10 protein-coding genes are annotated in these 14,419 nt (G+C 67.7%); 7 read left to right on the top strand and 3 right to left on the bottom strand.

Annotation, left to right across the window (positions count from 1 at the left end; all coding sequences use genetic code 11):
- Together NCW75_00970 and NCW75_00965 are read left to right on the top strand one after the other, a co-directional pair.
- Positions 1-801: a [LysW]-aminoadipate kinase gene (locus NCW75_00970; protein UYV12874.1), complete on the top strand. Its 801-nt coding sequence runs from the start codon at positions 1-3 to the stop codon at positions 799-801.
- Entirely contained in the window at positions 798-1,892 is a 1,095-nt protein-coding gene (locus NCW75_00965) for a [LysW]-lysine hydrolase (GenBank protein UYV12873.1), read from the top strand. Before NCW75_00970 ends, NCW75_00965 begins: the two co-directional genes overlap by 4 nt.
- Here NCW75_00965 and NCW75_00960 read toward each other — a convergent pair.
- From NCW75_00960 to rho, 3 genes are read right to left on the bottom strand one after another with little or no spacing between them, the layout of a single operon-like run.
- On the bottom strand, positions 1,867-2,616 hold the full coding sequence (locus NCW75_00960) for a pyridoxine 5'-phosphate synthase (GenBank protein UYV12872.1): 750 nt from the start codon (positions 2,614-2,616) through the stop codon (positions 1,867-1,869). The genes NCW75_00965 and NCW75_00960 overlap by 26 nt on opposite strands.
- Positions 2,617-2,638: 22 nt before the next feature.
- Positions 2,639-3,571, bottom strand: coding sequence for a hypothetical protein (locus NCW75_00955; protein UYV12871.1), 933 nt, complete (start codon positions 3,569-3,571; stop codon positions 2,639-2,641).
- A 9-nt stretch (positions 3,572-3,580) separates the two neighbouring features.
- Positions 3,581-4,828 carry a transcription termination factor Rho gene (gene rho / locus NCW75_00950; GenBank protein UYV12870.1) on the bottom strand — a complete coding sequence of 416 codons (1,248 nt, stop codon included), beginning with the start codon at positions 4,826-4,828 and terminating at the stop codon, positions 3,581-3,583.
- A gap of 335 nt (positions 4,829-5,163) precedes the next feature.
- On the opposite strand from rho, the gene ptsP reads away from it, so the two are divergent.
- From ptsP to NCW75_00925, 5 genes are all read left to right on the top strand, one after another.
- Positions 5,164-6,918 (top strand): phosphoenolpyruvate--protein phosphotransferase, encoded by a 1,755-nt coding sequence (gene ptsP, locus NCW75_00945; GenBank protein ID UYV12869.1) that lies wholly within the window; start codon positions 5,164-5,166, stop codon positions 6,916-6,918.
- Between the two features lie 423 nt (positions 6,919-7,341).
- Complete coding sequence (locus NCW75_00940) at positions 7,342-10,062, top strand: Rne/Rng family ribonuclease (GenBank protein UYV12868.1); 2,721 nt, start codon at positions 7,342-7,344, stop codon at positions 10,060-10,062.
- Positions 10,063-10,065: 3 nt separating this feature from the next.
- A complete protein-coding gene (gene dxr / locus NCW75_00935) occupies positions 10,066-11,280 on the top strand; it encodes a 1-deoxy-D-xylulose-5-phosphate reductoisomerase (GenBank protein ID UYV12867.1) in 1,215 nt (404 codons plus the stop codon).
- Between the two features lie 38 nt (positions 11,281-11,318).
- Entirely contained in the window at positions 11,319-12,848 is a 1,530-nt protein-coding gene (locus NCW75_00930) for a hypothetical protein (protein UYV12866.1), read from the top strand.
- Entirely contained in the window at positions 12,841-14,418 is a 1,578-nt protein-coding gene (locus tag NCW75_00925) for a hypothetical protein (protein ID UYV12865.1), read from the top strand. Before NCW75_00930 ends, NCW75_00925 begins: the two co-directional genes overlap by 8 nt.
- The last annotated feature ends 1 nt before the right edge of the window (position 14,419 follow it).

Here is a 14,419-nt window from a genome sequence, read left to right as displayed (position 1 = left end):
ATGATCGTCATCAAGATCGGTGGGGCCGAGGGCATCGGCCCAGAACTCGCCTGCGACGACATCGCCGCCCTCGTCGCCGATGGCCAGCAGATCGTCGTCGTCCACGGCGGCTCGCACGAGACCAACACACTGTCACAGCAACTCGGCGTCGAGCCGCGGTTCATCACCAGCCCCAGCGGCCACACCAGCCGATACACCGACGCGACGGCCATCGACATATTTCAGATGGCCTGCCGCCGGCTGAACGCTCGCATCGTCCGCATGCTCCGCGAGCGCGGCGTCGACGCGGCCGGCCTGAGCGGCATCGACGGCGGCCTGTGGATCGGCAAGCGCAAGGCTGCCATCCGCGCGGTCGAGGGTGGCACCACCACGATCATCCGCGACGACCACTCGGGCATCATCGAGCGCGTCGACGCGAACTTCCTGCACGCCGTACTCGGAAGCGGCAAGGTCCCCGTGCTCTGCCCGCCCGCAATCAGCCACGACCACCAATCCATCAACGTCGACGCCGACCGCGCCGCGGCCATCACCGCCGGCTCGCTGCACGCCGACACGCTCGTCATCCTCTCCAATGTGCCGGGCCTGCTGCGAGCGTTCCCCGACGAGACCACGCTCATCCCAAGCCTCGCACGAACCGACCTCGAAAGCGCCATCGAACTGGCCCAGGGCCGCATGAAGCGCAAGGTGCTCGCCGCGGGCGAGGCCATCGACGCGGAAGTCTCTCGGGTCATCCTCGCCGATGCACGCCGACCCAACCCCATCCAACGCGCCCTGAGCGGCCAAGGAACCACCGTCTCGTGACACCAATCACCGACCAGCAAGCCATCGACCTTCTCCACGACCTCGTTGCCATGCCCAGCGTGTCGGGCGATGAAGCCCAAACGGTCGCGCTCCTCGTCGATCGCATGTCCGCCCTGGGCTACCGCGCGCACATCGACGACGCCGGCAACGCCGTGGGAACCATCGGCAGCACCGACGCCGATGCCATCGAGATCATGCTCCTGGGCCACATCGACACCGTGCCCGGCCACATCCCCGTGCGCATCGAGGACGGCATACTCTGGGGCCGCGGCTCGGTCGATGCCAAGGGCCCACTGTGCGCCTTCACCATCGCCGCGGCAACCGCAACCATCACCGACAACACACGCCTCGTCGTCATCGGCGCCGCCGGCGAAGAAACGCCATCATCCCCCGGCGCGACGCTCGTCCGCGATCAATACAGGCCCCACGCGTGCCTCATCGGCGAGCCCAGCGGCTGGGAACGTTTCGCCATCGGCTACAAGGGCCGCCTGCTCGCCCATGCAGTGTTCACGCAGGACGCCGGCCACTCCGCCGGCCCGCACGGCTCGGTCGCCGAGCGCGCCATCGCCTGGCATCGCGACATCGCTGCGCACATCAACGAATGGAACCAGGGCCACGAAGGCCTCTTCGACACCATCCAAACCAATCTGCAAAGCATGAACACCGAAAGCGACGGCCTGCACGACACCGCCCACCTCACCCTGGGCCTGCGCTTGCCCACGTGGACCAACCCCTACGACCTCGAACGCAACGTCCGAGCCGCCTCGCCCGGCATCGAGTTGCGATTCGAGGGCCACGCCGTCGCCCATCGGGGCCCCCGCACCGGCCCACTGCCCAGCACGCTCTCGGCGGCCATCGGCAGCCTCGGCGGCCGCCCCACCGCCACCGTCAAGACCGGCACCAGCGATATGAACACCGTCGCCGCGGCGTTTGATTGCCCCATCGTCGCGTATGGCCCGGGCGACAGCACGCTCGACCACACACCCCACGAACGCCTCGACCTCCCAGAATACCTGCGCACGATCGCCGTGCTGCGGGCCGCGTTGCCCGACCTGGCAGAGATGCTCACACCCTCGCGCTCTGCACCATGAGCCGCTTCATCTCGGCAACGGCCTCGCGAAAACCGGTATAGATCGATCGGCTGACAATCGCGTGCCCGATGTGGAGTTCCTCAACGCCCGGTAGCGCCGCGATCGGCCCCACGTTGTGGTAGTTCAGCGCATGCCCCGCGTTGAACCGCATGCCACGCGCCGCGATCTCCCCGCCGGCCACCGCGACTTCTTCCAGCGCCGCCGCCAATTCGGTGTGCCGGAAGTCGCCCCCGCAATGCATCCACGCGTGGGCGTACGGCCCGGTATGCACCTCGCACACGTCAAACCCCGCGGCGTGCGCCGCCTCCACCTGCGGCAGCGCGGGATCGATGAACGCGCTGACGATCAGCCCCGCCTCTTTGAGTCGCCCAACCACGTTCTTGAGGCCCTGCACCTGCCCAACAACGTCCAGCCCGCCCTCGGTGGTCACCTCCTGGCGTCCCTCGGGCACCAGCATCGCCGTGTGCGGCTTCAGCTTCCGCGCAAAACCGACCATCGCCCCGGTCGCGGCCATCTCCAGATTCAGCCTCACGTTGATCGTGTCGCGCAACCGTCGCAGGTCGTGGTCTTGCACGTGCCGGCGATCCTCGCGCAGGTGTGCGGTGATGCCATCGGCCCCACCAAGCTCGGCCTCGTGCGCCGCCCGCACCGGGTCGGGCTCCACGCCCCGCCGCGCCTGACGCACCGTGGCTACGTGATCGATGTTCACACCCAGTTGGATCATGCTCCAACCATAGCGTGATAGCCTACCTCTCGGCCTCCAAGCTCAGGCTCAGCACCGCGAGCGCGAGTACGTGCCGGCGGTCGAGCCATACGTCGTCGTTATCGGCCTGATCGAGTCCTTCGGCGATTTCCAGCCGCATCGCCCCACCATCGTCCAGCCGGTGCCCGGTCGCGACCAGCGTCCGGCCACGCCGGAATTCCATCCGCTTCCAGGGCCCATTGAACGCCATCACGATCCCCACCGGCCCGGAGATCAAACCCGCAAGGAGCGACGCAAGATTGAGATAGTCACGCACGACCATCACCGACACCTCGGGCGTCGGTCCGGCCGGCGTGGGCTCGTCCTCGCTCAACGACATGCCCACGCTATACAACTTCGCCGCGAGCCCGTTCAACTCCGCGGCTGCGGCGGCGGCCGCTTCCTCTTCAGTCGGCGGCGGCGGATCGATCGGCTCGAACCCGCGCACGCGCCACCTCCCAAGCCGGCGGGCCACATCACCGAACATCCGCTCCTGCTCATCGCGCAGCGCGTACCACGACTGCTGCCCGTTCCGCTCGGCCAGCACCATCAGCGGTGCGCGGTCGAGCCCGCCCGGTAAATCGTCGTGGAAGCGATACTCCCGCGTCGGCTGGAACATGAGCACGACCACCAGGCCAACCAGCCCCACCGACGTCGCCATCGCCAGCCCAAGCAGCGGCGGCAACCCGATGCCAGCGGGCACGAGAAACACCAGAGCGACCGTCGCGATCACGCCAGCCAGCACCGCAAAAAACTTCGCACGATTGACCCTGGGCCGGACCGCAAGCAACAGCCGAACCGCCGAGTCCTGGATCCCAATGCGAATCCGCTCGCCGCCATGGTCCTTGATACGGACCAGCAGGAACTCGCCGCCATCGACCAGCAGGTCGAGTCCATCCACGGGCGGCACGAGCTGCGCGGGATCGGTCGTCGTCATGGCACCGGGCTAGGCCGAACTCGCCTGGTTCATGCCGATCAACGCCTCGTTGCTCTCAAATCGCTTGAGCGCGTTGAGCAGTTGCTCGATCTGTTGCGGCGGGGGCATCGAGAGCAGCCGACGCCGCAGCGCGTTCACCGTCTCCAGTTCCTGCTTGGGCATCAGCAGGTCTTCCTTGCGGGTCCCGCTCGCGGCCAGGTTGATCGCCGGGAACAGCCTCCGCTCGGACACCTTGCGGTCGAGGATCAGCTCCATGTTGCCGCTGCCCTTGAACTCCTCGAAGATCACCTGGTCGCCCTGGCCACCGGTATCCACCAGCGCCGTGGCGATGATCGTCAGCGAGCCGGCCTCCTCGGTCTGCCTCGCAGCACCGAAAATCTGGCGAGGCACCTCCAGCGCCTTGCTGTCGATGCCGCCGCTCAGCGTCCGCCCGCTGCTCGAATACTCCCGCGAGCGATTGAACGCACGCCCGAGCCGCGTCAGCGAATCCAGAATAATCACCACGTCCTTGCCAAGCTCCACCAGGCGCTTGCACCGTTCCATCGTCACCGTGGCGACCTGGATGTGCCGCTCGGCGTCGTGGTCGGCGCTCGACGCAAGCACCGTCACGCGCGAGCTGTCCCAGGGCTTGTCGGGGTCGTCCTTCCCGTGCCCGGTCAGCGAACGCCGGAAGTCGGTCACCTCTTCGGGCCGCTCATCGACGAGCAGCACGAACAATTCCGTCTCGTCGTGGTTCCGCAGGATGCCCGTGGCGATGTCCTTCAGCAGCGTGGTCTTGCCGGCCTTGGGCGGGCTCACCACCATCGCGCGCTGGCCGAAGCCGATCGGGCAGAACATGTCGACCAATCGGCACGACGCCGGACAACCGCGGTACTCCAGGGCCATCCGCGGGCTGGGGTCGATCGTGGTCAGCTCGGCGAACGGCGTCGGCTCGGGCGCATCCTCGGGCGCGATGCCCTCGATCGACAACAATCGATCCGCGAGCGGCGCCTTGACGCCACCACCCGAACGCTGGGGCTTGCGGCCGCGCTGGTTGCGGCCGCGACCACGCCCCTGCTGCCCGTTCTGCCCCACGCTCGCCGTGCGATCGCTCAGCCGCACCTCGACCATCGTCCCGGGCAACAGCCCGAACCGATCCACCATGGAACGGGGCAATATCGGGTCGTCATCGCGGAATTGCACGGTATCGCCCGCAATGGGCCGAAGCCGGACATCCCCGCGCCGTGGTTGGTCCACCAGGCCGGAAAATTTGGTCATGTTGTCTGTCGTCCGCAAGATCCACGCGCCGTGGGACCAGACGAGGCCCTGCTCGCGAAGATCGGCTTTCCTGTGGTATCGGTCCGCCAGGGGCCAACGCTTAGGGGCGCCCCGGCACGACTGCTCTATCAGAGGCCACCCGGGCCCGCATGTCAATCCAACCGTCCGATTCACTTGGGCATTCCCGACGCCAATGGGCGGCCACACCCCGGTACGCATGGCCCGCCGCACCGGATTCGGCTATGCTCGGCCTTTGGCAGACTACGGGGTTATCGGGAGCCCAAAGACCGAACCCCCCGCACCCCAACACATCCCTTCGGAGCCTACGCCCAATCATGGAGGTCCTACGCGGCATCGCGGTCTCGCCCGGCCTAGTCATCGGCCGCACCTTCCTGCTGGAAGACGAGGACCGCCGCGTCGTCCGCCGCTTTACCCCCGCCGCCGGCTCGGCCGAAGAAGCCTCGCGCGCCAAGAACGCCCTCGAGTTGTCCGTCGCCGATCTCGTGACCGTGAAGGAGCGCGCCGAGAAGGAGATGGGCTCCGAAGCCGCCAAGATCTTCCTCTTCCACATCGGCGTACTCCAAGACAAATCGCTTCGCACCCCAATCTTCGAGCGCATCGAGAACGAGCACATGGCCGCCGAGCACGCCGTCGAGGCCACCTTCGGCGACTGGGCCACCCGCTTCAGCAAGATGGGAGACTCGGCCTTCACCTCCAAGGTCGACGACCTCGAGGACCTCCGCAACCGCGTGCTCGGTCACCTCATGGGCGAGCACAACCGCACGCTCGAAGAACTCGATCACCAAGCCGTCGTCGTTGCCGACGATCTCACGCCGTCGCAGGCCGCCGGCTTCAACCGAGAGTTCGTTCAGGCCTTCGTGACCGACCGCGGCGGTCGCACCAGCCACACCGCCATCGTCGCGCGCGCCCTGAACATCCCCGCCGTGGTCGGCCTGCGCGACATCGCGCGAATCGCCGAGGAAGACACCACCATCATCGTCGACGGCCTCGAGGGCGTGGTCATCCTCGACCCCACCGACGAGCAGCTCGACCGCTACAAGGAACGCCAGGCCCGCATGGAGCGGCGCCGGACCGTCCTCAAGGAGCAGGCCTCCGAGCCCAGCATCACCACCGACGGCGTCCACGTCCGCCTGCTGGGAAACATCGAGTTCCCCGACGAGATCGCGCACGTGCTGGAGGTCGGCGGCGAGGGCGTCGGGCTCTACCGCACCGAATTCCTCTACCTCACCAGCGACACCGAGCCCTCCGAAGAAGAGCACTACGATGCCTACCGCCGCTGCGTCGAGCAGATGGAAGGCCGCGAGCTGGTCATCCGCACCGTCGACCTGGGAGCCGACAAGTACACCCAGCACAGCTTCGAGCTGCCCGAGCGCAACCCCTTCCTGGGCAACCGTTCCATCCGTTTCTGCCTGAGCAACCTGCCGATGTTCAAGCGCCAACTCCGGGCCATCCTGAGAGCCAGCGCCCACGGCCCGCTCAAGATCATGTTCCCGCTCATCACCACGGTGCAGGAGCTCCGCCAGGCCAAGGCCATCGTCCGCGACGTGATGGAAGACCTCGTCGAAGAGGGCATCCCCTTCGACCCCGACATCCCCATGGGCATGATGGTCGAGGTGCCCGCCGCCGCCGTCATCGCCTCCAGCTTCGCGCGAGACGCCGCCTTTTTCAGCATCGGCACCAACGACCTGGTCCAGTACACCCTGGCCGTCGACCGCACCAACGAGCGCGTGGCCGACCTCTTCACCGCCATGCACCCGGCCGTCCTGAGGCTCATCCGAGACGTCATGCGGGGGTCCAAGTCCAAGCAGATCCCGGTGTCCTGCTGCGGCGAGTCGGCGGCCGAACTCGACTTTGCCGTGTTGCTGATCGGCCTGGGCGTGCGTACCCTCTCCGTGGGATCGTACTCGATTCCGCAGGTCAAGCGGCTGGTTCGGAGCGTTTCCGCAGAGGAATGCGCCCGCATCGCCCGACGGGCCCTCTCGCTGGAATCGCCATCGGACGTCACCGCGTACGTCCGAGAACGCGTCCGCAAGGTCATGCCCGGCGTCTTCGATTCGGGTGAGGATTAGTCCTCAATCGGCCGATAAACCTCTGGCCGGGCCCGTTTTCACGACCATTGGCCAAACCCCCGACCCGCGTGGGCCGTAGATGTGTGTGGGGCGGGGGAGATCTTCAGGACTCGAGCAACCACGGCCCTTGCATCCCATCGTGTGCCACCGGCCCGCTTTGGCGACTTGATTCATGGCTCATCGCATGAGCCCGACAGCAGACATCGACGCCACGCCCTGAGGCCCCGGATTGGCCAGGCCCGGCAAGCGTCCAACCAACTGGCAAGATCGATTCCGATCGCAGCCGCACACTCCTTGTGGAGCACGCCGAAGTGACCCCCCGAACCGTCCTCGCAGGCCCGACCGCCGCCCACGGGTGTGGCGTCGCCGGCCGCGCGGTGGTGGCGGGCGGCCCGGCCCTCCCAACACGAAAGCGCCCACATCATGGCACGCAGGTCCTCCACCGCTTCCGACAACGGAACCACCAAGTCTGATTCCGACAGCACGACCGACTCGACCAAGAAGACTACTAAGAAGAAAACCTCCCGCTCGCGCCCCTCATCGTCAAGCAGGGGCCGCTCGAGCCGCCCGCAGAGCAACGCCATCGAGTCCAGCAGCGGCGCGCCCGACGCGTCGCGCATGATCGTCAACTACATCCCCGGAGACGAGTGCCGCATCGCCTTCGTCGAAGACGGCAAGCTCGAGGAATACCACGCCGAGCCCACCGGCACCACCAGCCGGGTCAACAACATCTACTTCGGCGTCGTCCGCAACGTCAACACCGCTGTCCAGGCGGCGTTCGTCGACTTCGGCCTCGACGAGCACGGCTTCCTCCACACCACCGACGTCCACCCCCGCTACTTTCCCAAGAACGAGGACGCCGCCGAGCGCGTGGGCCTGAAGACCCCCCGCCGCGACCGACCCCCGATCCAGAAGTGCTTCAAGCCCGGCGACCGCATCATGGTCCAGGTCCTGAAAGAAGGCGTCGGTACTAAGGGCCCCACCCTCACCAGCTACATCTCCATCCCCGGCCGCTACCTGGTCATGATGCCCGGCATGGACAACGTGGGCGTCTCCCGCAAGGTCGAGGACGACGACACCCGCCGCGCCATGCGCAAGGTGCTCGACCAGCTCGACCTGCCCGAGGGCTTCGGCTTCATCCTCCGTACCGCCGGCATGGATCGCACCAAGACCGAGCTCAACCGCGACCTGGCCTACCTCAAGCGACTCTGGGCCGACATGGACAAGCGCCAGAAGGGCAAGAAGGCCCCGCTGGCCCTCTACGCCGAGAGCGACCTGCTGCTGCGGGCCCTGCGAGACCTGGCCGGCACCGAGGTCACCGACATCATCATCGACGACCCCGGCGCCCTCGCCCGGGCCGAGCGATTCATCAAGATCGCCTCGCCCCGCAGCCGCCCCCAACTGCGACAGTACACGGGCCGCGCCCCCATCTTCGCCGCCTTCGGCATCGAGCAGCAGATCCACAACATCCACTCGCGCGAAGTCCCCCTGCCCAGCGGCGGGCGGCTGATCTTCGACGAGACCGAGGCGCTGGTCGCCATCGACGTCAACAGCGGCCGCAGCCGCGGCGCCCGCGATGCCGAGTCCAACGCCTTCAACACCAACATGGAAGCCGCCGACGAGATCTGCCGCCAGCTCCGCCTGCGCGACATGGGCGGCCTGGTCATCAACGACCTCATCGACATGCGCCACGCCAGCAACCGCAAGGCCGTCGCCGAGCGTTTCTCCGAGCGCCTCAAGCGTGACCGGGCCAAGAGCACCATCCTGCCCATCAGCGAGTTCGGCCTGCTCGAGATGACCCGCCAGCGCATGCGTTCGAGCCACGAGCGCACCCACTTCGCCGAATGCAACCTGTGCAAGGGCCGCGGCGTCATCCGCCGGCCCGATAGCGTGGCCGCCGAGGCGCTGCGTGACCTTTCCCTCATCGCCAGCCACGACAAGGTCGCCCGCGTCGAGATGGTTGTCTCGGCCCAGGTCGCCAGCCACCTACTCAGCGGCCGCCGCAAGCAGCTCAGCCGCATCGAGCGCGTCACCGGCGTGATCACCGAGGTCCGTGTCAGCGAGAACATGGCCGCCGAACGCTTCGTGCTGCACGCCTACGACACCAACAACAACGACATCGATATCGACAAGCTGCCCAAGCTGCCCGATCCCGAGCAGTTCCTTGTCGAAGCCGAGGGCCTGTCCGATTCGGAATCCAACCTGTCCGAGTCCATCGACGCCCACGACGAAGACCACGACGATACCCACACCGTCGAGGCCCACCCCATCGAGCTCGATGCCGACTACGACGAGAGCGAGCAGGAAGAGTCCGAAGGCACGGGCCGCCGCAGGCGCCGACGCCGCCGGGGCGGACGTGGCCGTGGTGGCGATTCCGCCCAGCGCGACCAGGAACCTGTCGATACCGACGAGGATGCCGAGCACGACGACCGCCGCGAAGTCCACGACCCGGAGTCCGAAGAAGAATCCGACCGTCCACGCCGCAGACGCCGCCGCCGCGGTGGACGCGGTCGTCGTGGTGGCGGCGATGCCCAGCGCGACGAGGTCGAGGCCAGCAGCGAAGACGACCACGACGAGCAGGCCTCGGCAGACGACCACAGCGAGGCCCACGACGGAGATTCCGAAGAAGCTTCCGATCGCCCCCGCCGCAGGCGACGCCGCGGAGGCCGGGGCCGGAACCGCTCGGGCAGCAGCACCGACTCCGAAGACCGTCGTAGCGACGAGCAGGACGACGAAGGTGAGTCCGACTCCCTCGCCCGCCGCCTGGGCAGCGCCCTCTCGACACCCGTGCACACCGACGATGAGGATGAGGACCAGGACGACGACGCCCAAGAAGACTCCGACCGCCCCCGTCGCAAGCGTCGACGCCGCGGCCGTGGCGGGCGCGATCGTGACGAGCAACCCGAAGTGGTCGAGGAGCCCGTCGCCGTCGCCGATGTGGACGAGGAAGAAGACGAGGAGGACAACGAGTCCCCCACCGTCGAGGTTGTCGCTCCCGAACCCGCGCCCAGCGGCGTCATCGAACCCCGGCCCAAGCGTGGACGCAAGGACGACGACGAGCCCAAGGCCGAGAAGAAGCCCAGGCCGCGTTTTCTGTACGCCGCCCACCGCAAGACCAAGCCCGGCGGACCCGACGGGGGCTAACTCATGACCGCCGCCAGCGGCCACCCAACCACCCGGCGGCTCATCGTCCTGGGCAGCACCGGCTCCATCGGCCGGCAGACCCTCGACACCGCCGCCCATCTGGCATCGCTCGCCAAGGACCAGGGCCGGCCCCCACCCATCGAGGTGGTGGGCTTGGCCGCCGGTCGGCGTGCGCGCGAGCTGCGCGAGCAAGCCGACGCCCTTGGCGTGAAACACACCGCGCTCTGCGAGGGTGAAACCGATGCCGCGACGTTCATCGGCAATGACGCCGCCGAACGCCTCGTGCGCGAGGTCGACGCCGACATCGTCATGGCCGCCGTCGTGGGTGCGGCGGGCCTGCCCGCCACGCTCGCCGCCGTCGAACTCGGCCGCGACGTCGCGCTCGCAAACAAGGAAACCCTCGTCGCCGCCGGCGCGCTCGTCGTCCCAACCGCGCAACGCACTGGTGCCAAGCTGCTCCCCGTCGATAGCGAGCACTCCGCCCTCTGGCAATGCCTGCACGCCATCGCCGGCCCAAACGCCGCACCACCCATGCAGCCGCCATCGCACGTCTCGCGTCTCGTCCTGACCGCTTCGGGCGGCCCCTTCCGCACCGCGTCGGCCGACGCCGTCTACAACGCCACGCCCGACCAGGCCCTGGCCCACCCCACCTGGGACATGGGCCCCAAGGTCACCATCGACTGCGCCTCGCTCACCAACAAGGCCCTCGAGGTCATCGAGGCCCACTGGCTCTTCGGCTTCCCCTCCAGCCAACTCGGCGTGCTCGTCCACCCCCAATCCATCGTCCACTCGCTCATCGAGACCATCGACGGCTCTGTCCTCGCACAACTCGGCATCAGCGACATGCGCCTGCCCATCCAGTTCGCCCTCACACACCCACACCGCGCACCGGGCAACACCCCAGCGCTGGACCTGGCCGCCCTCTCCCGCCTCGACTTCGAGGAGCCAGACGAGCAACGCTTCCCCGCCCTCGCCCTGGCCCGCTGGGTGATCGACACGGGAGGCACCGCCGGCGCCATCTTCAACGCCGCCAACGAGGCCGCCGTCGAAGCGTTCCTGAAGGGCGACATCCCCTTCGGCCGCATCGGCGAGCTCACCCAACACGCCTGCGAGCACGTCGAGGTCACGCCCCTGAACACCCTGCAGGACGCCACGCGGGCCGACACACTCGCCCGCAAGCACGTCGCCGCGCGCATTGTGGCGGCGCTCGCCCGCTGAGACCGCAACCCACACACGCCGAACCCGTATCCTCGGGCATGGCACACCTCCCCTCCCGCCGCGGCGGCATCCTCAAGAAGCTCCTGATCACCCTGGCGATCATCATCGCCCTGGTCGTCGTGCTCGTGGGCTACGAGGCCTTCCTGGCCGTCACCTCCAAGCCCGCCCCCACGCAGAACTACTCCAAGCAGATCCACGACCGAGCCCTCGAGCGCCAACGCGCCCACTTCGGCGGCGGGCTGAACCAATGGCCCCGGTTTGAGGCCGCCATGCGCGAGGTCGACAAGGCCAGCCAGTGGCTCAGAGAATACAACGAAGCGCTGCCGAGCGAGGAGAAAGCCTCGCGTTACAACTACATCAGCTTTTATGTCTTGGTATGGCCCGCTGCCGAAGGCGGAACCCGAGCGCAGTACGAGGTCGCCCGCCGGCGCGCTTTGGAGGTGCTCGATTACTGGCAAGCGATGGGGATCTTCGACCGAGCGACCGACATCGCCGCCCTCGAGCGTGTCGCTGTCCCGCCCATCGATACGCCCACGATCGAGATGATCCTGCCCTATCTGGGCTCGGTCCGCCAACTCGCCCGGGCGCACGCCGCCCGCATGCGCGTGGCTGCCGAAGCGGGCGACGACAGACAATTCCTAACAACGTTTGAGGAAAGCCTCGCCCTCGGCCGCATCACTTCGGGGCAGGGCTTCCTGATCTCCTGGCTCGTTGGCGTCGCGATCGACGCGATGGCCCTCAATCAGCTTGCCGAGTGCCTCCTGCTCCATCCCGTGGCCGAGGAGCAATGGCTCATCGCCGCCGACGCCGCCATCGAACGCGAGCAATTCGAGCTCTACCCGCCGCTCCAGCATGTCATGGAGGACAAACGCCTCGAGACCGCCGACGAGGTCCAACGCTCGTTCACGGCCTCGGGCAGATTCATCCCGCTCGCGCATGCCCGGCTGCTTTACGCCAACGACATGACCTACGCGCCAGATGAGCTCCTGCCCTTTGGCGAGACCAGATTCTCCAACCTCCACGCCCGCCTCTTCCTGAGCCGTCGGGCGGCCGACGCCTGGCTCGATCGCGCCACCGAACTCAGCATTATCTCGGCCAACGCGACGGGCAGCGCCTCTATCGGGGCCGACCGAGCGGTCGAGGCGTTCACCGGCGACGTGACCTGGCGAAACCCGATCGCCGAGTACTATTCGTACCTGGGCCAACTCGCCCGAACAGAACGCGCCCGCCAGATCAACGCCGCCGGCACCCGCGTCATCCTCGCCATCGAGCGCTACCGCCTCCGCAATGGCGGCGCCATCCCCCAAACCCTCGACGACCTGGGCAACCTGCTCCCCGAAGCGCTCCGCACCGACCCCTTCACCGAGCAACCCTGGGATTACCAGCCCTCGCCCGTCACCACGCGCAACGACGGCGATCCGCTCCAGCCGGGCAGCCACGCCTGGCCCTACACCCTGCGCAGCCGCCCACTGCCCGGCAGCCCGCCGTCGGACACGCCCTACCCCATCCACCCCAACCACGGCATCCTCATCACAACACCCATCGAGGCACCGGAATTCGATGAATAGCACGCATTGCTCGCGCCGCCGCGGCGGCATCCTCAAGAAGCTCCTCGCCACCATCGCGATACTCGTCGTGCTCGTGCTGTCCGTCGTGGGCTACGAGTTCTACCTCGGCGCGACCGCCACGCCCACGATCGCGACGAACTACACCGAGCAGATCCACGACCAGACACTCGAACGCCATCGCGCCCGCTCGGGCCCGGGCCTGAACCAGTACCCCGCGTACGAATCGGTCATGATCGAGGTCGACGCGGCCAACGACTGGCTGCGTCAGGAATCCGCCAACCTCCCCGACGACCCGGACAACCCGTGGGATTACATCGACCTCTCCACGATCTACTACGTGCCAGAAGAGGGCACGCCCGAGCAGCACGCCGAAGCGGTACGGCTAGCCACCGACGCGCTGGCCGAATGGGAACGCCGCGGCATCTTCGAGGGTGCGGCCGAGATCTCCGAGCTCGAACGCGTCGCCCGCCCCCCGACCGAAGAGCCGATGGCGAACTTCCCGATGGGTTACCTGGGCACGTCGCGTGCGTTCTCCCGCGCTCTGGCCGCCCGCGCCCGCCTGGCCGCACAACGCGGCGACCACGAGCAGCGGCTGCTGGCCATCGAACACATGCTCGCTCTCGGCCGGCACGCGGCCGACCTCGGCTACCTCATCGACCTGCTCGTCGGCGCAGCGATCCAATCCGTGGGCCGCACGGTGCTGCTAGAGAACCAGCTGTTGTACCCCGTGGGGGACGACCAATGGCTGCAACGCGCCGACGCCATCGTGCAGCGCGAGCTGGTGGAGCTGGCCCCATCGCTCGGGATCGCACTCGACAACGAACGCCTCTACGTCGCCGACATGTTGCAACGCTGCTATACGGACAATGGCAAGGGCAAGGGCAACGGCCGGTTCATCCCGCTGCTGTTCGCCGAAATCATCGGCGAAGACCCCGAAGGAGCCGCAACGAGCCTGACCCCGTTCGGCGACACCAAGCTCTCGAACATCCACGGCCGGCTATTCATCGATCGCGAGCAGGCCAACGAGTGGCTCGACGGCGCGTGGGACCTGCACCGCGCCGCGGCAGTCGCCAAGGGCATGGACGCGCTCGAAGCCGATCGGCGAGCGGCCGAGTACTACCAATCGGCCGACTGGCGGAACCCGCTGGCGATGAATCTGGCGACGTTCGGGAGGGTCGGCACGGCCGACCGCACCCGCCACGTCCAGGCCGCCGGCACACGCGTGCTGCTCGCTATCGAACGCTACCGCCTAGCCAACGGCGGCGACGTCCCCCAATCGCTCGACGACCTGGGCGACCTGCTACCCGACTCGCTCCGCACCGACCCATTTACGGGCCAGCCCTGGGACTACAGCCCCACACCCCTGACCGTCGATCCGTACGGCGATCCGTTGCTGCCCGGTCACCACGCGTGGCCGTACACCCTCCGCAGCCGGGGGCTGCCGGGCGAGGAAGCCGAGCACACGTACGAGAACGACCACCACGCCCACCACGGCGTGCTGATCACGGTGCCGATCGACGGCCCGCAGTATGATGAGCCCGAGATCGATCCCCAGTCGGAAGGGAGCTGAC

The organism is Phycisphaera sp. (assembly GCA_025916675.1).
Classification (GTDB): Bacteria; Planctomycetota; Phycisphaerae; order Phycisphaerales; family UBA1924; genus JAHCJI01.
This window is presented reverse-complemented; position numbering and strand designations above follow the sequence as displayed.

Excerpts from the sequence above, each read along its gene's own strand:
- NCW75_00960 (UYV12872.1), bottom strand. The coding sequence starts at position 2,616 with ATGATCCAACTGGGTGTGAACATCGATCACGTAGCCACGGTGCGTCAG.
- ptsP (UYV12869.1), top strand. The coding sequence starts at position 5,164 with ATGGAGGTCCTACGCGGCATCGCGGTCTCGCCCGGCCTAGTCATCGGC.
- NCW75_00925 (UYV12865.1), top strand. The coding sequence starts at position 12,841 with ATGAATAGCACGCATTGCTCGCGCCGCCGCGGCGGCATCCTCAAGAAG.
- NCW75_00940 (UYV12868.1), top strand. The coding sequence starts at position 7,342 with ATGGCACGCAGGTCCTCCACCGCTTCCGACAACGGAACCACCAAGTCT.
- NCW75_00955 (UYV12871.1), bottom strand. The coding sequence starts at position 3,571 with ATGACGACGACCGATCCCGCGCAGCTCGTGCCGCCCGTGGATGGACTC.
- dxr (UYV12867.1), top strand. The coding sequence starts at position 10,066 with ATGACCGCCGCCAGCGGCCACCCAACCACCCGGCGGCTCATCGTCCTG.
- rho (UYV12870.1), bottom strand. The coding sequence starts at position 4,828 with ATGACCAAATTTTCCGGCCTGGTGGACCAACCACGGCGCGGGGATGTC.
- NCW75_00930 (UYV12866.1), top strand. The coding sequence starts at position 11,319 with ATGGCACACCTCCCCTCCCGCCGCGGCGGCATCCTCAAGAAGCTCCTG.
- NCW75_00970 (UYV12874.1), top strand. The coding sequence starts at position 1 with ATGATCGTCATCAAGATCGGTGGGGCCGAGGGCATCGGCCCAGAACTC.